This window comes from Janthinobacterium sp. BJB304 (assembly GCF_002735765.1).
Lineage (GTDB): Bacteria > Pseudomonadota > Gammaproteobacteria > Burkholderiales > Burkholderiaceae_D > Janthinobacterium.
Genome location: NZ_PDZN01000001.1, coordinates 143,859 through 168,563, shown reverse-complemented (window position 1 = coordinate 168,563; position 24,705 = coordinate 143,859). Strand labels below are relative to the sequence as shown.

The window sequence follows — 24,705 nt, the reverse complement described above, 5'->3', positions numbered from 1 at the left end:
TCAAAACAGTGGAAAAATTGATTGGAGAGATTATCGCCCAGCCCCTAAGATAAACGCCGAGCATGCGCACGACATGCAAGTAGCACAAAAAATATCAATACAATATCTGGAGATTCATGATGCGCAACGCCACCGGCCCGCTCGCGGCCACTTTCCCTCGTCCATTCATGTTGAAGGCAGCCGTTGCGGCATTGGCCGGTATCGGCTTGCTGAGCATGGCTTCGGTGTGGGCGCAGGATGCCGTGGCGGCCGATGCCGGTGCCGAGCCTGCCGCGGAAGTGGCTGTCGTGACCGTCAGCGGCGTGCGCCGCTCGGCGCAGAACTCGCAGCAGATCAAGATGCGCTCGGACCAGGTCATCGATTCCATCGTCGCCGACGACATCGGCAAATTTCCTGACAATAACGTGGCCGAGACCCTGGCGCGCATTTCCGGTATCCAGATCCGCCGCGATTCGGGCGAGGCGAGCGCCGTCATGATCCGCGGCTTGCGCGATGTCACGACCCTGCTCAACGGCCGCGAGCTGTTCACCACCACCGGCCGCTACGTCAACCTGGCCGACATTCCTGCCACCATGCTTCAGCGCGTCGACGTGTACAAGTCGCAAGGCGCGGACCAGGTCGAAGGCGGCGTGGCCGGCATCATCGACGTGCGCACGAATCGCCCGTTCGACTTCAAGGATTTCACGGCCAGCGTCAACACGCGCGCCGTCTACAGCGACAAATCGAAAGCCACGGATCCGAACATCAGCGGCATGGTGGCGAACCGCTGGAAGACGGGCATCGGCGAGGTGGGCGCGCTGCTGGGTCTGTCGCAGCAGCAGCATCGTTACCATGAGGAACGCGCGTTCAGTACGGCGCCCGTGGATAAAAGCTTCCTGTCGCCGGGCTTGACGGGGCCTGACCAGGTGGGTTTGTTGCCGATCAAGGGCGACCGCCGCCGCACGACCGCCAATGCCGTGTTGCAATGGCGCCCGAACGCCGACGTCGAGCTGTACGCCGAAGGCATGGCCACGCGCTTCCTGCTCGACGCCGAGTCCGATTACTTTGTCGGCTTGCCGTGGTGGGGCACACCCGTGTCGGCGACCAAGATTCCCGGCAGCAACCAGCTGCAAACCCTGACCTCGACCAACGTCAACACCATCATGTCGACGCAGGCGAACAAGAACCAGACGAAGACGCACCAGTTTGCCGTGGGCGGCTTGTGGGATATCAACCCGGAATGGCGTTTCACGTCGGAAGTGGCCAGCACCAAAAGCACTTATGCCTGGCGCAATCCGATTCTCGACGCCATCACCGTCGTGCCGAACGCCACCATCAATACCAACCAGAACGGCACCCTGCACGTCGACTACACGGGCATCGATCTGCAAGACCCGTCGAACTACTATCTGAAGGGCTTTTTCGACCGTTACGGCAAGGACCAGGGCAGCTCGAACGATGTGCGCGCCGACCTGGCGTACACGCCGAATGCCGGCGGCATTTTAAAGGAAATCAGCGTCGGCTTGCGCGGCGTCAAGCGCGAAGCCGAATCGATCAAGAGTTTCGAGGGCAATGCGGAAGCACCGGACGTGTCCGGCGCCGCATTTCCGTTCGGTCGCCAGAACGTGACCTCGATCCCGGGCCTCAATTGCCTGTCGGAATCGATGTCCGGCGGCGGCCCCGACTATGGCTTGAAGCAGTGGTACACGCCGTGCGCCAGCTTCCTGCTCAATAACACGGGCACCGTGCGCCAGGCCGTCACGGGCAGCAGCGCGGCGCGCGCCATGGACCCGGGTTCGTTCTTCAAGGATACGGAAAAGACGTATTCGATCTATACCAAGGCGAAGGTCGCCTTCAAGCTGGGCGTCTACCCCGTCGACGGCACCGTGGGCGTGCGCGTGGTGCGCACGGAACAAAGCCTGCAAGGCAATACTTCCGAGGATGGCGTGTACACCTCCGTCGTCAGCGACACGGCCAGCACCGACGTGCTGCCGAGCGTGGCCCTGAAAATCAAGCTGCGCTCCGACCTGGTCGGCCGCTTCGCCGCGGGCCGTACCATCAGCCGCCCCGGCTTTTCCCAGTTGAACCCGGGCGTGGCCCTCGTTAACTCGACGGAAACGGTGAAGGCGACGGGCGCGGGCGGCAATCCGAACTTGAAGCCGGTAACGGGCGACAATGTCGATGCCGCGCTGGAATGGTATTTCGCGCCGGCCGGGTCCGTGACGGCCACCGTGTTCCACCACAAGTTCGACGGCTATATCCAGCAACGCATTGCCAGCGAAACCATCGGCGGCAAGACCTACGACGTGGACCGCCCGTACAACACGGCCGCCGGCAAGCTGCAAGGCCTGGAGTTCGGCTACCAGCAGTTTTATGACGGCTTGCCCGGTATCCTGAGCGGCCTGGGCTTGCAAGCGAACGGCACCTACATGAGCGGCACCACCGACGACGAGACGGGCAGCCATGCCATCACGGGCGTGTCGCGCTATGCCTACAACCTGGTGCTGCTGTACGAAAAGGATGCGTGGTCGGGCCGCCTGGCCTACAACTGGCGCTCGAAATTCATCGACAGCTACAACCAGGGCGGCCCCGGCCTGGACTTGAAAGTGGCGGCCACGGCCCAGCTCGACGGTTCGCTGTCGTACAAGCTCAACGAGCAGTTCACGGTGACCCTCGATGGGAATAACTTGCTCGACACCAAGTTCAAGGATTACTGGAACGCGCCGGGCGTGTATGCGCGCGATACGCGCCGTTATGACCGCACGGTCGGCCTGTCTTTACGCTGGAAGATGTAAAACGTCCATGGCTGCGTTGCCTTGCCTCGCCGTACTCCTCGTACTGTCTTCGGCAACGCGCCTTGCCCTGAACGTTTTACATGAGTGAAAAAAGCAGTATCCAAGGGCGTTGCCATGGTTTCGGCCGGCAACGCCCCTGTCAGTTGGGCAGTCACGCACGATTCATCATCAAAAGAATGGACGGAAAGCATGGAGACGCAAAAATTATCCACCGTTGAAAAGGTCGGCTTCGGCGCCGGCGACATGGCGCTCAATGTCGTCATCTCGTCGATGATGCTGATCATCACCTTTTTCTATACCGATATCTATGGCTTGAAAACCACGGACCTGGCCCTGCTGTTCGTGGCCGTGAAAGTCATCGGCGCCATCGCCGACCTGGTCATGGGCCAGATCACCGACCGCTACAGCTTTGCCTCTGGCCGCTACCGCCCGTATCTGCTGTGGCTGGCCGTGCCGTACGGCGTCAGCGTGTTTTTTGTGTTCACCACGCCGGAGTGGGGCTATGACGCCAAGCTGATCTGGGCATATTCGACGTATATTTTGATGACCATCATGACGGCCGGCGTGGGCATCCCGTATATTTCCCTGATCAGCGGCCTGACCAGCGACCCCCAGGACCGCCTGTCGGCCAACGGCTACCGTTTGTTCTTCGCCAAGATCGGCGCCTTCATGGTGACCATCGTCGTGCCTATCCTGTCGCAGCGCTGGGGCGGCGGCAACCCGGCCGTCGGCTACCAGGCGGCCATGGCCGTGATGGCCGTCATGGGCGTGGCCCTGTTCCTGTTCTGCTATTTCTCCACCACCGAGCGCGTGGTGCACGTGGTGGAAAAGCAGTCGTTGCTGGAACAGTTGAAAGTGCTGCTGCAGAACGACCAGTGGCTGGTGCTGTGCGGCGTGTGCGTCACGGGCACCATCGGCTACGTGGTACGCGGCTCCGTCGCCATTTATTACGCGAAATACTATCTGGGCGGCAGCACGGAAACGGTGGCCGCCTTCCTCACGACGGGCGTGGTGGCCGCCATCCTTGCCATGATCGCCTCGACCTGGATCACCAAGTTTTACTGCAAGGTAAAGCTGTTCCGCTACACGCAGATCGGCGTCGCACTGATCAGCCTGGCGATCTATTTCTTCGTGAAGCCGAGCGACACCGTGCTGGCCTTCGCCCTGTATTTCCTGCTGTCCTTTGTCGTGGACTTGCACGCACCCGTGTTCTGGTCGGCCATCGCGGAAACCATCGATTACGGTCAAGTCAAGACGGGCAAGCGCGTCTCCGGCTTCGCCTTTGGCGGCATTTCCGTCTGCCAGAAGGCGGGCATGGCGGTGGCGGGCGGCCTGGTGGGCGTGCTGCTCGCGTATTTCGACTACCAGCCCAACCATGAACAAACGCAATTCGCCCTGAACGGCATCGCCCTGATGCTGTCGATCATCCCCGGCTTCTTCCATCTGCTGATGGGCCTGCTGATGTTCAAGTACCGCATCAGCGACAGTTATTACACGGGTGTGAAAGTGGAAATGCACAAGCGCGGCTTTGTTGCCACGTAAGAACAATTGAATGGAGCAAGCAACATGGCAGACGTCTTGAAACCGCTGATCGAACAGCGCGCCGATCCGCATATCTACCGCCACAGCGACGGCTATTATTACTTCACGGCCTCCGTGCCCCAGTACGACCGCATCGAACTGCGCCGCGCCGCCAGCATCGCGGGCCTGGCCGACGCGCAACCGGTCGACGTGTGGCACAAGCCGGACACGGGGCCGTACAGCGAGCTGGTGTGGGCACCTGAGCTGCATTTCAACCAGGGCGCCTGGTATGTGTATTTCGCCGCCGCGCCGAGCCGCGAAATCAAGCATAAGCTGTTCCAGCACCGCATGTATGCGATCCGTAACACGAACGCCAACCCGATCGAAGGCGAGTGGGAATTCATGGGATCGATCGACACGGGCATCGACACCTTCTGCCTGGACGCCACCACGTTCGAGCACGATGGCGTGCTGTACTACCTTTGGGCGCAGAAGGATGTGGCCATTGAAGGTAATTCCAACCTCTACATCGCACCGATGGCCACGCCGTGGCAGCTGGCCGGCCCGCCCGTCATGCTGAGCAAGCCGGAATTCGACTGGGAAATCCGTGGCTTCTGGGTCAACGAGGGACCATCCGTGCTGAAACGCAATGGCAAGATATTCATCAGCTACTCGGCCAGCGCCACCGATGAAAACTATGCGATGGGTCTGCTGTGGGCTGACGAGTCCGCCGACTTGCTCGACCCGTTTTCCTGGACCAAGTCGCCTGATCCCGTGTTTGCCACCTGCTACGAGCACGGTATCTATGGCCCCGGCCACAACAGTTTTACCACGGCCGCCGATGGCGATGGCGTGTTGCTGGTGTACCATGCCCGCACGTACACGGAAATCGTCGGCGACCCGCTGTGGAACCCGGACCGCCACACCTTTGTGAAGCCGCTGCGCTGGGATGCGCAAGGCATGCCCGTGTTTGGCCGCTCATCGACCCTGTAACGTTCCGGACCCGACGCCATGACCCCAGTTGATTCTGTTTCAGTGACGCAAGCGCCGTTCGGCATCCTGCCCGATGGCCAACAAGTGACGGCCTTTACCCTGACGAACCGCCAGGGCATGCAGGTGAAAGTGCTCGACTTTGGCGCCATCATCAGCGAAATCCATGTGCCTGACCGCCATGGCGTGTTTGCCGACGTGGTGCTCGGTTTCGATCGCCTCGAGCCGTATCTGGCCAACAGTGCGTTTCTGGGCGCCGTTATCGGCCGTTACGGCAACCGCATCGCGGCGGGCCGTTTCAGTCTCGACGGCAAGGAATATCAGCTGGCCGTCAACAACGCACCGAATCACTTGCATGGCGGCAATCAGGGCTTTCACCAGGTCATGTGGCAGGCTGAACCGTTCACGAAGGACGATGCCGTGGGCATCACGTTCACGCGCAGCAGCTCGCACGGTGAAGATGGCTACCCGGGCAAGCTCGACGTCACCTTGACCTATGCACTGGACAACGACAATGCGCTGAGCCTGCGCTACCACGCCGTCACGGATCAGGCCACGCCCGTCAACCTGACCAACCACAGCTATTTCAATCTGGCGGGGCAGGGCACTATCCTCGGCCATGTGCTGTCCGTCAACGCGGACCGCTACCTGCCCGTCGATGCGGGGTCTATCCCCACGGGCGAACTGGCGGACGTCACCGGCACGCCGTTCGACTTGCGCCAGCCCACCGTCATCGGCGACAGCATCGCCTTGCCGCATGAGCAGCTGCGCATCGGCCGCGGCTTTGACCATAACTTCGTGCTGAATCAAAAGCCGGGGCAGTTGCTGAACCTGGCCGCCAGCGTGCGCGAGCCGCAATCGGGCAGGGTGATGCAGGTGTACACCCAGGAGCCGGGCATACAGTTTTATTCGGGCAATTTCCTCGACGGCAGCCAGCACGGCAAGCGGGGCGCCAACAGTTATCGCAGCGCGCTGTGCCTGGAAACCCAGCATTTCCCCGATGCGCCGAACCAGGCGCATTTCCCGAACACCATCCTGCGCCCGGGCCAGGTGTATCAGACGGAGACCGTGTACCGGTTTTCCGCCGAGTAAGCGCCCAGCCATAACAGCCCACGCCCTGCCGCCACGCGCCCGCAGGGCGTTTTCATTGGCGCATGCTGATATCGTTTTCGATATCGGAACGCATTAAAAATTGATTGGAAAGGCATGGCAGGATTCTTTAGTATTCCAACATCGCTGCCCGGGCCGACGACCTTAGATCCGGCATGGCACAACCAGGAGAATGGCATGTCTGAGACAAAAAAGAAGGTAGCCCTGCGCTCGGCCGAGTGGTTCGGCTCGCAGGACAAGAACGGCTTCATGTACCGCAGCTGGATGAAAAACCAGGGCATACCTGACCACGAATTTCACGGCAAGCCCATCATCGGCATTTGCAATACCTGGTCCGAACTGACGCCCTGCAACGCGCATTTCCGCCAGCTGGCCGAACACGTCAAGCGCGGCATCCTGGAAGCGGGCGGTTTCCCTGTCGAATTCCCCGTCTTCTCGAACGGCGAATCGAATCTGCGCCCGACCGCCATGCTGACGCGCAACCTGGCCTCGATGGACGTGGAAGAATCGATCCGCGGCAACCCGATGGACGCCGTTGTGCTGCTGGTCGGCTGCGACAAGACGACACCGGCATTGCTGATGGGCGCGGCCAGCGTCGACATTCCCACCATCGTCGTCAGCGGCGGCCCCATGCTGAACGGCAAACTCAATGGCAAGGACATCGGTTCCGGCACGGCCGTATGGCAGTTGCACGAGCAGATGAAGGCGGGATCCATCACCTTGCACCAGTTCATGTCGGCCGAATCGGGCATGTCGCGCTCGGCCGGTACCTGCAACACCATGGGTACTGCCTCGACGATGGCCAGCATGGCTGAAGCGCTGGGCACGTCCTTGCCGCACAACGCGGCCATTCCCGCCGTCGATTCGCGCCGCTACGTGCTGGCCCACATGTCGGGCATCCGCATCGTTGAAATGGTGCACGAAGACCTGCGCCTGTCGAAAGTGCTGACGCGCGAGGCGTTTGAAAACGCCATCAAGGTCAACGCGGCCATCGGTGGCTCGACCAATGCCGTGATCCACCTGAAGGCGATTGCCGGACGCATCGGCGTGCCTTTGGAACTGGAAGACTGGACGAAAACGGGCCGCGGCACGCCGACCATCGTCGACTTGCTGCCGTCGGGCCGTTTCCTGATGGAAGAGTTTTACTACGCGGGCGGCTTGCCGGCCGTCATACGCCGCCTGGGCGAGGGCGATTTGCTGCCGCACAAGAATGCGCTGACCGTCAACGGCAAGTCGATCTGGGACAACTGCGTCGAAGCGCCGATCTACAACGACGAAGTGGTGCGCACCCTGGACAATCCATTGCTTGCCGATGGCGGCATCTGCGTGCTGCGCGGCAACCTGGCGCCACGCGGCGCCGTCCTGAAACCGTCGGCCGCTTCGCCGCATTTGATGCAGCACCGGGGCAAGGCTGTCGTCTTCGAGGATTTCGAGCACTATAAATCGCGCATCCTCGATCCGGACCTCGACGTGGACGCCAATTCCGTGCTGGTGATGAAAAATTGCGGCCCGAAAGGTTATCCGGGCATGGCGGAAGTGGGCAATATGGGCTTGCCGCCGAAACTGCTGGCGCAAGGCATCACCGACATGGTGCGCATTTCGGATGCGCGCATGAGCGGCACCGCCTACGGCACCGTCGTGCTGCACGTGGCGCCGGAAGCCATGGCGGGCGGCCCGCTGGGCATCGTCAGGGATGGCGACATGATCGCCCTCGACTGCCACGCCGGCAGCCTGAACATCGACATCAGCGACGCGGAAATCGCCGAGCGCCTGGCGAAGCGCGAACTGGGCAGCGCGCCCGGACCGAAGAGCGGCTACCAGCAGCTGTACATCGAACACGTGTTGCAGGCCGATGAAGGCTGCGATTTCGACTTCCTGGTCGGCAATCGCGGTTCCGCCGTGCCGCGCCACTCACATTAAGCGGAGACCATTATGCTGTTGCTGCAATTTACGAATGAACACGGCGGCCGCCTCGTCGGCCTGCTGCAAGACGACCAGATCCGCGTCATCGAAGGCTACAACACGACCTATGCGCTGGCGCAAGACGCCATCCGCAAGCGTATCAATCTGGCGGAACTGGTCAACGCCAGCGTCGGCAACGCCACGCATGCGTATGCGGACGTGGCCGCCAGCGGCCGTTTGCTGGCGCCGCTCGACCACGCGGACGAGGCGCACTGCTACGTGACGGGCACGGGCCTGACCCATTTGGGCAGCGCCGGCGCGCGCGACGCCATGCACAAGAAGATCGGCGGCGACGCTGATTCCTTGAGTGACTCGATGAAAATGTTCCGCCTGGGCGTGGAAGGCGGCAAGCCCGCCGACGGCACGGCCGGCGCCCAGCCCGAGTGGTTTTACAAGGGCGACGGCTCCATCGTGCGCGCCAGCGGCCAGCCGCTGCGCATGCCGGACTTTGCCCTCGATGGCGGCGAAGAGCCTGAAATTGCCGGCCTGTACGTGATCGGCGATGACGGCCAGCCCTACCGGGTCGGCTACGCCATCGGCAATGAATTCTCGGACCACGTGACGGAACGCCAGAACTATCTGTACCTGGCCCACTCGAAGCTGCGCGTCTGCAGCGTGGGCCCGGCCCTGCTGGTGGGCGAATTGCCCGCGCATATCGCCGGCACCTCGCGCGTGCTCGACGCGGCCGGCAATGTGCGCTGGGAAAAAGCGTTCGTCAGCGGCGAAGACAATATGTCGCACACGATCGCCAACCTCGAGCACCATCACTTCAAGTATCCGCTGTTCAAGCGCCCTGGCGACGTGCACGTGCACTTCTTCGGCACGGCCACCCTGAGCTTTGCCGATGGCGTGAGCGTGGCGCCGGGCGAAACCTTTGAAATCGAAGCGCCGGCCTTTGGCCCTGCCTTGCGCAACCGCCTCGACGTCTTCCCAACCGAATTTGCGAAAGTGAGCACATTATGAGTTTCAATATCACCGGTGATGCATTGATCGGCGGCGTCGCCGTCAAGGGCAATGGCGGCTCCTTCAAAGCGTGGGACCCGGCCGCGCGCGCGCACATCGCGCCCGCCTTCCACATGGTTGACGTAGCGCAAATCGACGAAGCCTGCCGTCTGGCGCAAGCCGCGTTCGACCCGTTCCGCGCCACCAGCGATGCGCAGCGCGCCGACTTCCTCGACACCATCGCCGCGCAAATCGGCGAACTGGGCGATGACTTGATCGTGCGCGCCATGACGGAAAGCGGCTTGCCTCGCGCGCGCCTGGAAGGCGAACGCGGCCGCACCGTCGGTCAATTAAAACTGTTCGCCGGCTTGCTGCGCGAAGGCTCGTGGACCGATGCGCGTATCGACAGCCCGCTGCCGGACCGCGTGCCGCCGCGTCCTGACTTGCGCTTGCGCATGATCGGCCTGGGCCCCGTCGCCGTGTTTGCGGCCAGTAACTTCCCGCTGGCCTTCTCCGTGGCCGGCGGCGATACGGCCTCGGCCCTGGCTGCCGGTTGCCCTGTCGTCCTGAAAGCCCATTCGGCCCATCCGGGCACGTCCGAGCTGGTGGCGCGCGCCATCGTGAAAGCGATTGCCATCTGCAAGCTGCCGGCAGGCGTGTTTGCCTTGCTGACGGGCACGGGCAATGGCATCGGCCAGGCCTTGGTCGCCCATCCGGCAATCCAGGCTGTCGGTTTCACGGGTTCGCGTTCGGGCGGCATCGCCCTGATGAAGGTGGCGGCGGAACGTCCGCAGCCGATCCCCGTCTATGCGGAAATGAGCAGCATCAACCCCGTGTTTGTGCTGCCGCAAGCCCTGGCCGCCCGTGGCGCGGCCATTGCCAGCGGTTTTGCCGCGTCGCTGACGATGGGCGTGGGCCAGTTCTGCACCAATCCCGGCCTCGTGCTGGGCCTGGAAGGTCCGGACTTTACGGCGTTTGCCGCCGCCGCCGCCGAAGCGCTGGCGCCGGCCCCTGCCGCCACCATGCTGACGGCTGGCATCGCCAGCAGTTATGCCAAGGGCGTGGCCGCGTTGGCGCAGCACGCCGATGTGACGCCGCTGGTGCGAAACACGGGCGAGGAAGGCAAGGGCGCCGCGGCCCTGTTCGTCACCTCGGGTGAGGCCTTCCTGGCCAAGCACGATCTGCGCGACGAAGTGTTCGGTCCCGCCTCCCTGCTGGTGGCGTGCCGCGACATGGAGCAAATGCTGGCGATCACGGAAAGCCTGGAAGGCCAGCTGACGGCCACCCTGCAGATGGATGCGGGCGACCTGGACGACGCGCGCCGTTTGCTGCCCGTGCTGGAGCGCCGCGTGGGCCGCATCCTGGCCAACGGTTTCCCGACCGGTGTGGAAGTGTCGACGGCGATGGTGCACGGCGGCCCGTTCCCGGCCACGTCGGACGGCCGCAGCACGTCGGTAGGCACGGCAGCCATCAACCGCTTCCTGCGCCCCGTGTCGTACCAGAACCTGCCGCAGGACTTGCTGCCGGAGTCGCTGCGCGATGATAATCCGCTCAGTATCTGGCGCCGTCACGATGGCGTATTAGGCAAACTTTAATCATAAGTTTACAACGCCTAACAAAACCGTAGCGAGCGGATGTGAGTTGTGGTTGAGACGCGGAACTGTGCGAATGCACAGTGAGCATCGGAAACCGCAAATCGCGACGCGCAGTAGGTTTTGATAGGTGTTCTTAATCATAAAAAATAAAAATACACAGGTGGAGACAAGATGAAGCAATTGGCGAAATATGGCAGCTTGCAGGGCAAGCGCGTGTTCATCACGGGCGGCGGCAGCGGCATCGGCGAATCCCTGGTGGCGGAGTTTGCCGCCCAGGGCGCGCTGGTGGCGTTTGTCGACATCGCCGTGGAAGCGAGCGAGGCCCTGTGCCGCCGCCTGGCTGAAGCGGGCCTGACGGCGCCACTGTTCCGCCATTGCGACATCACGGATATTGCTTCCCTGCAAGCCGTCATGGCGGAACTGGCGCAGAAGCTGGGCGACTTCGATATCCTCGTCAACAATGCCGCCAACGACCAGCGCCACCAGGCGCAGGACGTCACCCTGGAATACTGGAACGAGCGCATTGCGATCAATCAACGTCCCATGTTCTTCACCTGCCAGGCCGTGTTCGAGGGCATGAAGCGCAGGGGCGGCGGCTCCATCATCAACGTCAGCTCGATTTCCTGGCACATGAAGTCGGGCGGCTACCCTGTGTACGCCACCACCAAGGCGGCCGTCGTGGGCCTCACGCGGGGCCTGGCGCGCGATTACGGCGCCCACAATATCCGCGTCAACACGGTCACGCCCGGCTGGGTCATGACGCAGCGCCAGATCGACCTGTGGGTCGACGACGCGGCCGAAGCGGAAATCAAGAAAAGCCAGTGCTTGCCCAATAAACTGATGCCGCAGGACATCGCCGCCATGGTGTTGTTCCTTGCATCGGACGACGGCGCGATGTGCTCCAGTCAAGAATTCATCGTCGACGCCGGCTGGGTCTGACAAAACGTCCAGGGCGTTGTTGCAGCGTCTCGCCGTACTAGCGTACTGTCTTCGACGCTGCGCCTAGCCCTGGGCGTTTTGTCGGCTGCGGACTGATCCGCGGCCAAACCGCTACCTCCATTGCAGCACCGCTCCTGCCGCCCCAACCCCGCGGCAGGAGAGGCATCGCCACATCCAGATTGCGCCGGGGTTGACCCCGGCCCTTGCTTTTCACTAAAAAACAGGAGACAGCATGAAATTCATCCATACCAGCATCGTGGCCCTCAGCCTGGCCATGGCCGTCGGCAGCGCCTTTGCCGCGCCCGTCAACGTCACCATCGACGTGGCCAAGCCCGGTTCCGTGATCAACAAGAACATCTACGGCCAGTTCGCCGAACACCTGGGGACCGGCATCTACGAAGGCATGTGGGTGGGGCCGGACTCTGCCATCCCGAACACCAAGGGCTGGCGCAATGACGTGCTGGGCGCGCTGAAACAGTTGCATGTACCGCTGGTGCGCTGGCCGGGCGGCTGTTTTGCCGATGAATACCACTGGAAGGACGGCATCGGCGCGCGCGACAAGCGCCCGACCAAGGTCAACACCAACTGGGGCGGCGTGGAAGAGTCGAACGCCGTCGGCACGCATGAATTCTTTGACCTGGCCGAGTTGCTGGGCGCGCAGACCTATATCAACGGCAACCTCGGTTCCGGCACGCCGCAGGAAATGTCCGAGTGGCTCGAATACATGACGTCGGACAGCAAATCGACCCTGGCCGAACTGCGCCGCAAGAATGGCCGTGCGCAGCCGTACAAGGTTGATTACTTCGGCATCGGTAATGAAGCGTGGGGTTGCGGCGGCAACATGCGCCCGCAGTACTACGCCGACCTGTACAAGCACTATCACACCTTCATGAAGACGCCGGAAAGCGCGCGCCCGAAATTCATCGCCAGCGGCGGCAATGACGACGACATCAGCTGGTCCAGCACCCTGAGCCGCGAGATCAAGCCGAACATGATGGATGCCATCAGTTTCCACTACTACACGGTGCCGACCGGTGTGTGGGAAAAGAAGGGCGCCGCCACGGGCTTTGGTGAAAATGAGTGGATTTCCACTCTGAGCCGCACCCTGCGCATCGATAGCTTGATCAAGAACAATCTCGCCGCCATCGACAAGAACGACCCGTCGAAAAAGACGGGCCTGTACGTCGATGAATGGGGCACTTGGTACGACGTCGAGCCGGGCACCAACACGGGTTTCCTGTTCCAGCAAAACAGCTTGCGCGATGCGCTCGTCGCTGCCCTGAACTTCAATATCTTCCATGCCCACGCGGACAGAGTGCGCATGACGAATATCGCGCAAATGGTCAACGTGCTGCAGGCGATGATCATCACGGACAAGGATAAATATTTCCTCACGCCTACGTATCACGCATTTGAAATGTATGTACCCTTCCAGGACGCCACTTCGCTGCCGGTCGCCATCGCCGGCAATGGCAAGTACAGCCTGGGCAAGGTCAGCATTCCTGAAGTGAGCGCCTCGGCCGCGCGCGCCAAGGATGGCAAGGTGTATCTGTCGCTGGTCAATACCAACCCGCACAAGGCCGTCGACGTCAGCGTGGCGCTGGCAGGTCAAAAAGTGACAGCCGTGAATGGCCGCGTGCTGACCGCAGGCAAGATGGATGCCGTCAACAGCTTTGCGCAACCGCAAGCCGTGCAGCCGGTGGCGTTCAATGCCCAGGCGCAGGGCGGCAAGCTGACCGTGTCGGTGCCAGCCAAGGCGGTGGTGGTGGTGGCGGTCGAATAAACCTGCCGATTTTGAGGTATCCAGCCGGCCCGCATGACGGGCCGGCTGGCCATGTGGAGAACACGATGCAATTTTCGACAATGATGGCCTTGGCGGCCATGCTTGCGTTCAGCCCCGTCCAGGCGGCCCAGGTCAGCGTGCACGACCCCGTGATGGCAAAGGAAGGCGACACGTATTATCTGTACAGCACGGGTCCCGGCATCACCTTCTACAGCTCGAAGAATATGCGCGACTGGCAGCCGGAAGGGCGCGTCTTCGCGGGCCAGCCGACCTGGGCCAAGACGGCCGCACCGTCGTTTGACGATCATATCTGGGCGCCCGATGTCCAGTTCCATGACGGCAAATATTACCTGTACTACTCGGTGTCCGGCTTCGGCAAGAACACCTCCGGCATCGGCGTGACCGTCAATACCACCTTGAATCCCCGCTCGTCCGATTACCGCTGGGTCGACCAAGGCATGCTGCTGCAATCGGTGCCCGAGCGCGACGAGTGGAATGCCATCGACTCGAACATCGTCACCGATACCAAGGGCACCCCGTGGATGGCCTTCGGCTCGTTCTGGAACGGCATCAAACTGGTGAAACTCAACGCGGACTGGAAAACCATTGCGGAACCGCAAGAGTGGCATTCGCTGGCGCGCCGCGTGCCGCTGCCGCCACGGGCGGGCGAATTCAAGCCCGCGCCCGAGGAAATCGAGGCGCCGTTCATCTTCCAGCGCGGCAATGAATACTTCCTGTTCGTCTCCTGGGGCTTGTGCTGCCAGAAGGAAAAAAGCACGTATCACCTGGCCGTGGGCCGGTCAAAAAGCGTGACGGGGCCGTACCTGGACAAGGAGGGCCGCGACATGGCACAGGGCGGCGGCACGGTGGTTTTGAAAGGTGACAAGGATTGGCAGGGACTGGGCCACAACAGCGCCTACACGTTTGACGGCAAGGATTACCTGGTGCTGCACGCCTACGAAACGGCGGACAACTATTTGCAGAAGCTCAAGATATTGCCCATGACGTGGGACAAGGAGGGCTGGCCGCAGGTGGACCCGCGCGACTTGAACCGCTACCAGAGCCGCGAATTGCCGGCCGCCAAACGGTAAGCGGACCAGGGGATGGGCGGCAGGTGATATGCAAATCGGTATCGCAAGCGAAAAAGAATTGATTGGATGGCTATGTTGCTTTCTCCTACCATGGGTTCATAAAAAACCGCCCATCCGGCATCCGGCTGTGATGGTATTCCAAAAAAAACTGGAGACAAGAATGAAATTGACACGCCGCACACTCCTCGCCAGCGCCATGCTGCTGGCCGCTTCCGTCACCACCTTCGCTACCTCGTCCGCGTTTGCCGCCAAGCCCCTCGTCATGGGCTTTTCGCAGGTAGGCGCCGAGAGCGAATGGCGCACCGCCAATACCGTCTCCATCAAGGATGCTGCCAAGAAAGATGGCGTCACCCTGAAATTTGCCGACGCGCAGCAAAAGCAGGAAAACCAGGTCAAGGCCCTGCGCTCGTTCATCGCGCAAAAGGTCGACGTGATCGCCTTCTCGCCCGTCGTCGAATCGGGCTGGGATACGGTGCTGCGCGAAGCCAAGGCCGCCAAGATTCCCGTCATCCTGACGGACCGAGCCGTCAACGTGGCCGACAAGTCTCTGTACGTGACCTTCATCGGTTCCGATTTCGTGGAAGAGGGCCGCCGCGCCGGTCAATGGCTGCTCGAGTACGCCAAGAAAACCCCGGATGCCACCCTGAACATCGTCGAACTGCAGGGCACGGTCGGTTCCGCGCCGGCCATCGACCGCAAGGAAGGCTTCCAGGAAGTCATCGGCAAGAATCCCAAGCTGAAGATCATCCGTTCGCAAACGGGCGACTTTACGCGTGCCAAGGGCAAGGAAGTGATGGAAGCGTTCCTCAAAGCCGAAGGCAAGAAGATCAACGTGCTCTACGCGCACAATGACGATATGGCCATCGGCGCCATCCAGGCCATCGAAGAAGCGGGCATGAAGCCGGGCAAGGACATCATCATCATCTCGATCGATGGCGTCAAAGGCGCGTTCGAGGCCATGATCGCCGGCAAGCTGAACGTCACCGTCGAGTGCAGCCCGCTGCTGGGCCCGCAACTGATGTCCATCGCCCGCGATGTGGTGGCCGGTAAACCCGTGCCGGCGCGCATCACGACGGTGGAAGGCGTGTTCCCTGCCGAGGTGGCCGCCAAGGAATTTCCGAACCGTAAGTACTAAGCTTGCCGCATGATGAAGACGCAAGCGCATCACTCTGCCGCGCCAGCTCCCTTGCTGGAGTTGCGCGGCATCAGCAAATCCTTTCCCGGCGTCAAAGCCCTCAGCGACGTTGCCCTGCGCCTGTATCCGGGTGAAGTACACACTTTGATGGGGCAAAACGGCGCCGGAAAGTCGACCCTGATCAAGGTGCTGACGGGCGTCTACACGCCCGACAGCGGCCAGATCTTGTTTGACGGCAAGCCCATCGCCCCCGCCTCCACCTCGGATGCGCAGGCGCTCGGCATCAGCACCGTGTACCAGGAAGTCAATCTGTGTCCGAACCTGTCGGTGGCGGAAAACATCTTTATCGGCCGCTATCCGCGCCGCTTTGGCGGCCGTTTTGGCCCCATCGACTGGCGTTCTATGCAGCAACAGGCGCGCGCCTTGCTGCAGCAATTGCAGATCGATATCGACGTCACGGCGCAACTGTCCAGCTTTCCCTTGGCCATCCAGCAAATGGTGGCCATTTCGCGCGCGCTGAATATTTCGGCCCGCGTGCTGATCCTCGACGAACCCACGTCCAGCCTGGACGAGGCGGAAGTCCATCTGCTGTTCTCCGTGCTGCGCCGCCTGCGCGAACAGGGCATGGCGATCCTGTTCGTGACGCACTTCCTCGACCAGACCTACGCCATTTCCGACCGCATCACGGTCATGCGCAATGGCGAGCGCGAAGGAGAGTATGCGTGCAGCGAACTGTCGCGCCTGGCGCTGGTGAACAAGATGATCGGCGTGGCGGCCGATACCGTGGCGCAAGAGCTTGATCTGGCGCAAGAAGCGGGCGCCGCCAGCTTCGGCCCGACTGTGCTGGAAGCAACAGGACTGGGCCGCAAGGGCGCCTTGCTGCCCATGGATTTCCACATCCGCCAGGGTGAATTGCTGGGCCTGGCGGGTTTGCTCGGTTCGGGCCGCACGGAACTGGCGCGCTTGCTGTTCGGCGCCGACAAGGCCGACTCGGGCACGATCACCATGCAGGGTCAGCCGCGCCAGTTCACCGTGCCGCGCGACGCGATTGCCCGCGATATCGGTTTTTGCTCGGAAGACCGCAAGCACGAGGGGGCGATTTTGTCGCTGTCCGTGCGCGAAAACATCATATTGGCCTTGCAAGCCCGCACGGGCTTGCTGCGCGCCATCCCGTTCAAACGCCAGCAGGCGCTGGCCGACGAATATGTGAAGGCGCTGGGCATCAAGACGACCAGCATCGAAACGCCGATCGGCAGCCTGTCGGGCGGCAATCAACAAAAAGCCTTGCTGGCGCGCTGGCTGGTGACCTCGCCCGCCATGCTGATTCTCGACGAACCGACGCGCGGCATCGACGTGCGCGCCAAGCAGGAAATCATGAGCTATGTCAGCAAACTGTGCCGCAAGGGCATGGCGATCCTGTTCATCTCGTCCGAACTGCCCGAAGTGCTGCGCTGCAGCGACCGTATTCTGGTCATGCGCGACCGCAAGGCTTGCGGCGACTATGCGCGCGGCGAGCTCGATGACAGTTCCGTGCTGCAAGTGATTGCCGGAGAGACAGCATGAGCATGACCACACCGTCGCCCGCCGCCCCTGCGGCGCGGGCGGCTGCCACCACGGATTCTTCCATTGTGCATACCGTTTTACACCATCCCCTGAGCCGGCCCCTGGCCGCGCTGTGCTTGCTGCTGCTGGTCGATCTTTTTGCCATCCCCGGCTTTTTCCACCTGGAAATCCGCGATGGCCATTTGTACGGCAGCGTGATCGATATCGTCAACCGCGCGGCGCCCTTGATGCTGGCGGCCCTGGGCATGACCCTGGTGATTGCCACGCGCGGCATCGACATTTCCGTGGGCGCCGTCGTGGCCCTGTCCGGCACCGTGGCCGCCATGTTGATCGGCGGCACCATGGTGATGGACAACGGCGTGCCCACTTACGTCAGCAACATCCCCATGGGCTGGGCCCTGGCGGCGGCGCTGGGCGCGGCCCTGCTGTGCGGCGCCTGGAACGGCGTGCTGGTGGCGGGCCTGGGCTTGCAGCCCATCGTCGCCACCCTGATCCTGATGGTGGCGGGCCGTGGCCTGGCGCAATTGCTGACGGATGGGCAGATCGTCACCGTCTACTATCAGCCGTTCTTTTTCATCGGCAGCGGCTATCTGTTCGGCTTGCCGTTCTCGCTGTTCCTCGTCGCGGCCGTGTTTATCATCACGGCCCTGCTGATGCGCAAAACGGCCCTGGGCCTGTTCATCCAGGCCGTCGGCATCAACCCGGTCGCCGCGCGCCTGGCCGGCATCAAGACGGCGACCCTGATTTTCTTCGTCTACGTGTTTTGCGCCGCCTGCGCGGGCTTGTCGGGGCTGATGATCAGCTCGAACATCAAGAGCGCGGACGCGAACAATGCGGGCCTGATGCTGGAACTGGACGCCATCCTGGCCGTCACCCTGGGCGGCACGTCCCTGGCCGGCGGCAAGTTCAGCTTAGTCGGCAGCATGATAGGCGCGCTCATCATCCAGACCCTGACCTACACCATTTATTCGCTCGGCGTGCCGCCCGAAGTAAACATGGTCGTCAAATCGGTTGTCGTCTTCCTCGTCTGCCTGTCGCAATCGTCGGAATTCAAGCAATTGCTGCATCGGAGAAAAGCATGAAGGGCTTGCTGCACACCCCGTATTTCACCTCGCTCGTCACGGTCTTGCTGCTGGTGGTGATGCTGGGCCTCGGCGGCGCCGCCTACCCGGGCCTGCTGTCGACGCAAGTGATCTTTAACCTGTTGATCGATAACGCCTTTTTGCTGGTGATCGCCGTCGGCATGACCTTCGTCATCGTTTCCGGCGGCATCGACCTGTCCGTCGGTTCCGTGCTTGCCCTGTCGACCATGATCGCCGCCTGGCTGCTGAACGTGGCGCACTGGCCGCCGCTCCTGGTGATCGTCACCGTGCTGGCGCTGGGCACCGTGTTTGGCGCCGGCATGGGCGCGCTGATCCATTATTTCAAGTTGCAGCCCTTCATCGTCACCCTGGCCGGCATGTTTTTGGCGCGCGGTTTGTGCTACTTGATCAGCATCAATTCCATCACTATCGATAACCCGCTGTTCGTCGCCATGTCGCAGACGCAACTGGGCTTCCTCGGCGGCTTCGTCTCGCCCGGCGTCGTGATCGCCGTGCTGACCTTGCTGCTGGCCATCTGGCTGGCGCACGCCACGCCGTTCGGCCGCGCCGTGTATGCGATCGGCGGCAATGAGCAGTCGGCCCTGATGATGGGCTTGCCCGTGGGCCGCACCAAGGTCCTGATCTATGCCTTCAGCGGCTTTTGTGCTTCGCTCGGTGGCGTGCTGTTTTCGTTCTACATGCTGTCCGGCTATGGCTTGCATGCGCAAGGCACGGAACTGGACGCGATTGCCGCCGTCGTCATCGGCGGCACTCTGCTCAGCGGCGGCTACGGCTATGTAGCGGGCGCGCTGTCCGGCGTGCTGGTGCTGGGGACCATCCAGACCCTGATCGCCTTCGACGGCACGCTCAGTTCGTGGTGGACCAAGATCGTCATCGGCGGCCTGCTGTTCGTCTTTTGCGTCGTGCAAAGACTGATGGCCATGGGCCAGAAAAATACCAACGGGAGTTAATCTGATGTTCAAGCAACACACACGTGCCGCCATCGGCATGGCTGCGGTGCTCGCCTGCGCGGCATGCGGCGCGCAGGCGGCCAACCCCATCGTGAAAAATATCTACACGGGCGACCCGGCCGCGCTGGTCGACAATGGCAGGGTGTACCTGTACGTCGGCCACGATGAAGCGAGCGCCACGGATACGGATTACCGCATGCACGAGTGGCGCGTGTATTCCTCGTGCGACATGGCGAACTGGACGGACCACGGCTCGCCCGTGCGCTTTTCCACCTTCGCCTGGGCCGGCAAGGATGCCTGGGCCGGCGACATCGTCAAGCGCGGCAGCAAATACTATTTCTATTCGACCGTCGACCACAAGACCATTCCCGGCAAGGCCATCGGCGTGGCCGTCTCTGACAGCCCGACGGGACCGTTCGTCGACGCGCGCGGCAGCGCCCTGATCACGAACGACATGACGAAACAGACGGCGATCCTGTGGGACGACATCGACCCGGCCGTCTTCATCGATACGGATGGCCAGGCCTACATTTATTGGGGCAACACGGTCTTGAAATACGCCAAGCTCAAGGCCAACATGACGGAGCTCGATGGCCCGATATTGACCTTCGGCATGGATGCATTCACGGAAGCGGCCTATATGCACAAGCATGCGGGCACGTATTACCTGTCGTACTCGCGTAACTTCCCCGAAGAAACGGCATATTCGACGGGACCGACGCCCACGGGGCCGTGGCATTTCCGCGGCACCATCATGGACAAGAATGCCGTCGTGAAAACCATCCACCAGGCCATCATCGAGTTCAACGGCAAGTCCTACATCTTCTATCACAACGACAAGTTGCCCGGCGGCGGGGAATACCGGCGTTCCGTGGCTGTGGAAGAGCTGAAATACAAGCCGGACGGCACGATCGAATTCATCCAGCAAACGGCTGGCCCGGCACCCAATCCCAGCGCCGCCTGCAAGGCATCGTGACCGCTCGTTGACCACGCACAAAAAGGAGACACACCGATATCAATAAGATCGATATCAGTGAGAAACTGATATCGATCATGATATGATTTATTCATGGATACCCTCAACCCCAACTGGTTCTTGCGAGCCCGCCTGAAGACGCGGCAATTGCTGCTGTTGATCGCCCTTGACGAGCAGCGCAACATCCATCGCGCGGCGGAAGAATTGCACATGACGCAGCCGGCCGCGTCCAAGCAAATCAAGGACCTGGAAGAGATGCTGGACGTGCGCCTGTTCGACAGGTTGCCGCGCGGCATGGAGCCGACCATCTACGGCGAAACGATGATACGCCACGCGCGCATGGCCCTGACGAGCCTGTCCTTGGCGCATGACGACATCGTCGCCCTGAAGTCAGGCCTGACGGGCCAGGTGGAAGTGGGCGTCATCATGACGCCGGCCATGGCCTTGCTGCCGCGCGCGATTGCCCGCATCAAGCAGCAGGCGCCGCTGATGCGCATCGGCGTGCACCTGGAGCACAGCAATACCCTGATGGACATGCTGCAGCACGGCACGCTGGACTTCATGATCGGGCGCATCCTGGAAAAGGAAAGCAGCGCCGGCCTTATCTACGAGGAATTGACGGAAGAGCCGGCCAGCGCCGTGGCGCGCAATGGCCACCCGCTGCTGTCGCGCAAGAATCTGCAATTGAAGGACCTGGCGGGCCAGCCGTGGATATTGCCGCCGCAAGGCAGCATCCTGCGCCACCGTTTCGACATGATGTTCCGCCGCGCCAGCCTGGAGCCGCCCGTCGACGTGGTCGACACCACCGCCTTGCTGCTGATCACGTCATTGCTGCAGCAGACGGATTCGCTGCACGTGATGCCGACGGAAGTGGCCCACTACTATGAATCGCTGAACGTGCTGAGCATTCTGCCCATCGAACTGCCGTGCAAGATGGATGCGTTCGGCATCATCCGCCAGCAGGATCATTTGCTGTCTCCGGGGGCGGATATGCTGTTGAAAGCAGTACGCGCCACGGCCGCCGACATGTATTGACCCGAGGCGGTGGTTGTGTCGGATTACGCGTTCCGCTAATCCGACCTACGCATGGTCCGGTGACTGGTAGGTCGGATTAGCCCGCAGGGCGTAATCCGACAATTGCCCGTTACGCCTAATCCGGCACCTCAAAGAAAAACAGCTGCACCAATCGTCCATTTTCCGGCGTGTTGCCAAACACATTGCTGATCGAGTGAAAGTAGTGGCCCTTGTAGACGATCAACCGGTTGTGGCGCATCGGCACTTCCAGCAGGGCTTGCCAACTGTCGCGCTGTTCCTGTAAGTCGTTGAATTTCTGTACTTTACTGTTCGGCAGCCAGCGTTTCTGGAAATCCTTGAAGCTGGCGTAGCCGCCCGCCTTGACGTCCGCCTCGGGCAGTCGCCGGTACCAGCCGCTGGGCTGGTGGCGCCAGAACGTGGTGCCGCCCTGGCACTGCTCGGGCGGGTTCAGATACAGCACGCCCGCATAGAAATTGAAATTGTTGCCCGTCTCGTTGTCCACGTGGATATCCGTGCGCGCCATCGCGTCCGCATAGCTGAGGCGATACGAGCCATTGTCGGGCGAAATAAAACGGATGGGGCGGCCCAGCGCCGTGGCGATGCGCTCCATGATGGCTTGACTGGGCTGGCCCGCCGTCTGGCTGCCCGGATAATTCTGTCCCGCATAGCGCTGCTGCTCGAACGGTAAATTGAGCGCCTGGGCGCGCCAGGCGGCCGGATCGGGCAGGAAATCGTCGAGGATGTGCAGGTCGGTTTCACGGATAAAATCGTGTATGTCATTTGCGGCATTGAGCGGCGTCAATGTTTCTGCCTGTTCCGCTTGCGGACTGGCAAAGCCGATGCAGCACGTTTGCGCCAGCGCCGGATGCAGCGCCAGGGCTTGCGCATAGCGGGCCAAGGCCAGTTCCTGCTGTCCCGTGCGGTAATACAGCTCGGCCAGGCCTTGCAGGGTTTGCCAGCGCTGGGGGCGCAGGGCGTGGGCCCGTTCCAGTTCCGCGATGGTCTCCATCAGCCGCTGTTTTCCCATCAGCAATTCCGCATGGCTGATGGCGAAATCGTGCTCGTGCGGCGCCAGCCGCGCCGCCGCGGCGTAGCTGGCCAGCGCCGCCTCGCTGTCCGTGCCACGCAGCACGTTGCCGAGGTTGTAGTGGAACAGGGCGTTGTCGGGCTGTTGCCTGAGCGACAGTTTTAACAGGCCCAGACCGAAGGCGCCCTGGCCCAGTTCCAGCATCGCCAGGCCCTGGAAATGCTGCGCTTCGGCCAGGGCCGGATCTTGCTTGTAAGCAGCCTGGTAAGCGTTGATCGCTTCGATCAGCTTGCCTTGCTGCTGCAGTTGCCGGCCCTTGGCCAGCTGTTGTTCCGCCAGTGTCTGTTCGCCCATGTCGCTATCCCGATGCAATGTGGCGAACAGTGTAACCGAGCTCGTTCTACAGCGCCTGGCTGACAGGAATTTCCTGTCCGTTCAGCTTGATCGCCACCTTGACGATCTGCGCCTTGACCTGGTTGCTGGCCATGTCCGCTTCCTGGGCGTAGGCATACACGATGATGGCGAAGTCCTTGTAGCCGCTGCGGGCCGCCTCGATCTTGCGCGCCGCCTCCTGGTCCACCTTCAGCAGCGAGTAGCCGTCGCCGTTGCTGAACGCCAGCTTGTAGTCGCCGTTGTCGTACATGTAGTAATACGTGCCCGCTTCGGCAAACTTGGCGGGGAAGGCGGCCTTGTCCATGGCGTACGGCGACAGCGCGCCCTGGCCGTTGATCTGGTAGCGCAGGTAGCGTTTCGTCTTGGCTTCATTGACCTTGGCGTCGATCTGCGGTTTCAGCGCGTCGAGCACTTCCTGCTTGCGGAAGGCGTCGTTGCTGCCCGCATATTCGCGCGAGATGCGCTGCGCCACGGCCGCGTAGTCGGGCGGCACGCCGGACAGGGCGATGTAGCTGTACATCAACTGGTTGCCGCTGGTGATGTCGACATAGCTGGCGCCTGGGGTGGCCGGGTCCGCTTGCGGCAGGCTGGCGGCCGCCGCTTTTACCTGGGCTTTGGCAGCCATGTCGGCCACGCTGGTGGCGGGCGTCGAAGCGACAGGAGTTGCATTCTCGGAGGGCTTGCCGCAGGCGGACAGCAGGATGGCGATGGCGAGCAGAGCGGGCAGGGTACGGTTCATGATATTTCCTTTAAGATCAGTTAAAAGGTAGTGTCGGTTTTAATTTTTAGGGTTGTGAAAGTCACGGCAGCGCTGAAAACAGTAGCGAGCAAGCCCAATGCCGGGTTGAGTAGCGGAACCGTACTTTATGTACGGTGAGCAACGCCGACCCGGAAGTGGGCTGCACAGTAGGTTTTCAGTGCTTGCCTCCTAAGCGTTTGTATTCGCCTACGCCGTAAGCGGCCAGGACGATGGAAGCAGCCAGCACCAGGTAAAAGCCGATGCCGAACGACAGTCCCTGCCACACTTGGCCCAGCATTTCGCTGGCCATCTGCTCGGCCATGCGGGCCGCGCGGCTGCCCATGATGCCGCCCATGGCGTTGCCCGCGTCGCTGACGGCGCCCTTGATCTTGATGAACAGCAAGCTGCTGTGGAGGACGATGAACAGCAGCGGCGCGCACTTGCCCAGCGCCGCTTTCGGGTGGCTGCTGGCCATGGTGGCGCAGCAGGCGGCAATGGCCAGCAGGAAGAAAAACTGGGCCGAGGTAAAACCGCTGCCGCCATCGCGGGCAAAGCTTTCCAGGCTGTCCGCGGACAGGCCCAGCAGCTGCCAATAGGTGCGCGAGACGGAGGCGAACAAACGGATGCCGATGGTGTTGAAGATGAAGGCGCCGGCGATCAGCACGCCAAGAGCCCCCAGCACCTGGATGCCGAGCGCCGAGACGGCCCGGCCCCACAGTTGCTGGCCCTTGTCGCGCGCCAGCTTGGCGGCACCGGCCATGTCTTCCTGGGCCAGCTGCTGGGCGGGAATGGCCGTGACGGTGGCGAGGCCGCCGGCATCATCGAAGCGCACGTCGACGACGGCGTTGATGGCGGGCGCGACGTCCGAGCGCCAATGGGTGGCCACGTCGAAGGCGTGCTGGATGCCGGCCACGCTGACGGAACCCTGTCCGCTCGGTTGGTAGGCGAGGATGCGGCCCCGTTGGCCGGTGGTAATGGTTGCTGCCGGGCTGGATGTGTGCATAAGATTTCCCTGGTCACTGTCATGCTGTATTGCATGTACCCACGGATAACGAAGGCAGTTCAGGGAAATCCAAA

19 protein-coding genes are annotated in these 24,705 nt (G+C 61.9%); 16 read left to right on the top strand and 3 right to left on the bottom strand.

All coding sequences use genetic code 11. The features are described 5' to 3' along the window. Positions 1–116 precede the first annotated feature (116 nt). From CSQ95_RS00770 to CSQ95_RS00695, 16 genes are all read left to right on the top strand, one after another. On the top strand, positions 117–2,774 hold the full coding sequence (locus tag CSQ95_RS00770) for a TonB-dependent receptor (RefSeq protein ID WP_099408099.1): 2,658 nt from the start codon (positions 117–119) through the stop codon (positions 2,772–2,774). A gap of 189 nt (positions 2,775–2,963) precedes the next feature. Beyond that, a complete protein-coding gene (locus tag CSQ95_RS00765) occupies positions 2,964–4,316 on the top strand; it encodes an MFS transporter (protein WP_099408098.1) in 1,353 nt (450 codons plus the stop codon). A gap of 24 nt (positions 4,317–4,340) precedes the next feature. Further along, positions 4,341–5,288, top strand: coding sequence for a family 43 glycosylhydrolase (locus CSQ95_RS00760; protein WP_099408097.1), 948 nt, complete (start codon positions 4,341–4,343; stop codon positions 5,286–5,288). Positions 5,289–5,306: 18 nt separating this feature from the next. Continuing rightward, positions 5,307–6,377 carry an aldose epimerase family protein gene (locus tag CSQ95_RS00755; protein WP_099408096.1) on the top strand — a complete coding sequence of 357 codons (1,071 nt, stop codon included), beginning with the start codon at positions 5,307–5,309 and terminating at the stop codon, positions 6,375–6,377. Between the two features lie 195 nt (positions 6,378–6,572). Further along, positions 6,573–8,315, top strand: coding sequence for an IlvD/Edd family dehydratase (locus CSQ95_RS00750; protein WP_070313069.1), 1,743 nt, complete (start codon positions 6,573–6,575; stop codon positions 8,313–8,315). A gap of 12 nt (positions 8,316–8,327) precedes the next feature. Beyond that, the gene (gene araD1, locus CSQ95_RS00745; RefSeq protein ID WP_099408095.1) at positions 8,328–9,320 is read left to right on the top strand and encodes an AraD1 family protein; all 993 of its coding nucleotides are present in this window, start codon (positions 8,328–8,330) and stop codon (positions 9,318–9,320) included. Further along, on the top strand, positions 9,317–10,894 hold the full coding sequence (locus CSQ95_RS00740) for an aldehyde dehydrogenase (NADP(+)) (RefSeq protein WP_099408094.1): 1,578 nt from the start codon (positions 9,317–9,319) through the stop codon (positions 10,892–10,894). Before araD1 ends, CSQ95_RS00740 begins: the two co-directional genes overlap by 4 nt. A gap of 171 nt (positions 10,895–11,065) precedes the next feature. Continuing rightward, the gene (locus CSQ95_RS00735) at positions 11,066–11,833 is read left to right on the top strand and encodes an SDR family NAD(P)-dependent oxidoreductase (protein WP_099408093.1); all 768 of its coding nucleotides are present in this window, start codon (positions 11,066–11,068) and stop codon (positions 11,831–11,833) included. Positions 11,834–12,065: 232 nt separating this feature from the next. After that, positions 12,066–13,616, top strand: coding sequence for an alpha-N-arabinofuranosidase (locus CSQ95_RS00730; RefSeq protein WP_099408092.1), 1,551 nt, complete (start codon positions 12,066–12,068; stop codon positions 13,614–13,616). Between the two features lie 65 nt (positions 13,617–13,681). Beyond that, entirely contained in the window at positions 13,682–14,707 is a 1,026-nt protein-coding gene (locus CSQ95_RS00725) for an arabinan endo-1,5-alpha-L-arabinosidase (RefSeq protein WP_099408091.1), read from the top strand. A gap of 160 nt (positions 14,708–14,867) precedes the next feature. Next, positions 14,868–15,842 (top strand): ABC transporter substrate-binding protein, encoded by a 975-nt coding sequence (locus CSQ95_RS00720; RefSeq protein WP_099408090.1) that lies wholly within the window; start codon positions 14,868–14,870, stop codon positions 15,840–15,842. Between the two features lie 9 nt (positions 15,843–15,851). Next, positions 15,852–17,405 (top strand): sugar ABC transporter ATP-binding protein, encoded by a 1,554-nt coding sequence (locus tag CSQ95_RS00715; RefSeq protein WP_257217904.1) that lies wholly within the window; start codon positions 15,852–15,854, stop codon positions 17,403–17,405. After that, positions 17,402–18,487, top strand: coding sequence for an ABC transporter permease (locus tag CSQ95_RS00710; protein ID WP_180278920.1), 1,086 nt, complete (start codon positions 17,402–17,404; stop codon positions 18,485–18,487). Before CSQ95_RS00715 ends, CSQ95_RS00710 begins: the two co-directional genes overlap by 4 nt. Beyond that, positions 18,484–19,458 carry a galactofuranose ABC transporter, permease protein YjfF gene (gene yjfF, locus CSQ95_RS00705; RefSeq protein ID WP_099408088.1) on the top strand — a complete coding sequence of 325 codons (975 nt, stop codon included), beginning with the start codon at positions 18,484–18,486 and terminating at the stop codon, positions 19,456–19,458. The genes CSQ95_RS00710 and yjfF overlap by 4 nt, the downstream gene beginning before the upstream one ends. 4 nt (positions 19,459–19,462) lie before the next feature. Further along, complete coding sequence (locus CSQ95_RS00700) at positions 19,463–20,434, top strand: glycoside hydrolase family 43 protein (protein WP_099408087.1); 972 nt, start codon at positions 19,463–19,465, stop codon at positions 20,432–20,434. Between the two features lie 93 nt (positions 20,435–20,527). Continuing rightward, positions 20,528–21,469, top strand: coding sequence for a LysR family transcriptional regulator (locus tag CSQ95_RS00695; RefSeq protein WP_035823672.1), 942 nt, complete (start codon positions 20,528–20,530; stop codon positions 21,467–21,469). Between the two features lie 115 nt (positions 21,470–21,584). On the opposite strand, the gene CSQ95_RS00690 is transcribed toward CSQ95_RS00695, so the two are convergent. The 3 genes from CSQ95_RS00690 to CSQ95_RS00680 all read right to left on the bottom strand — a co-directional run bounded on the left by CSQ95_RS00690 (position 21,585) and on the right by CSQ95_RS00680 (position 24,631). After that, positions 21,585–22,850, bottom strand: a complete 1,266-nt coding sequence (locus CSQ95_RS00690) for a DUF6445 family protein (protein ID WP_099408086.1) — start codon at positions 22,848–22,850, stop codon at positions 21,585–21,587. A 46-nt stretch (positions 22,851–22,896) separates the two neighbouring features. After that, positions 22,897–23,628 (bottom strand): hypothetical protein, encoded by a 732-nt coding sequence (locus CSQ95_RS00685; protein WP_099408085.1) that lies wholly within the window; start codon positions 23,626–23,628, stop codon positions 22,897–22,899. A gap of 175 nt (positions 23,629–23,803) precedes the next feature. Next, the gene (locus CSQ95_RS00680; protein WP_099408084.1) at positions 23,804–24,631 is read right to left on the bottom strand and encodes a hypothetical protein; all 828 of its coding nucleotides are present in this window, start codon (positions 24,629–24,631) and stop codon (positions 23,804–23,806) included. Between the last annotated feature and the right edge of the window lie 74 nt (positions 24,632–24,705).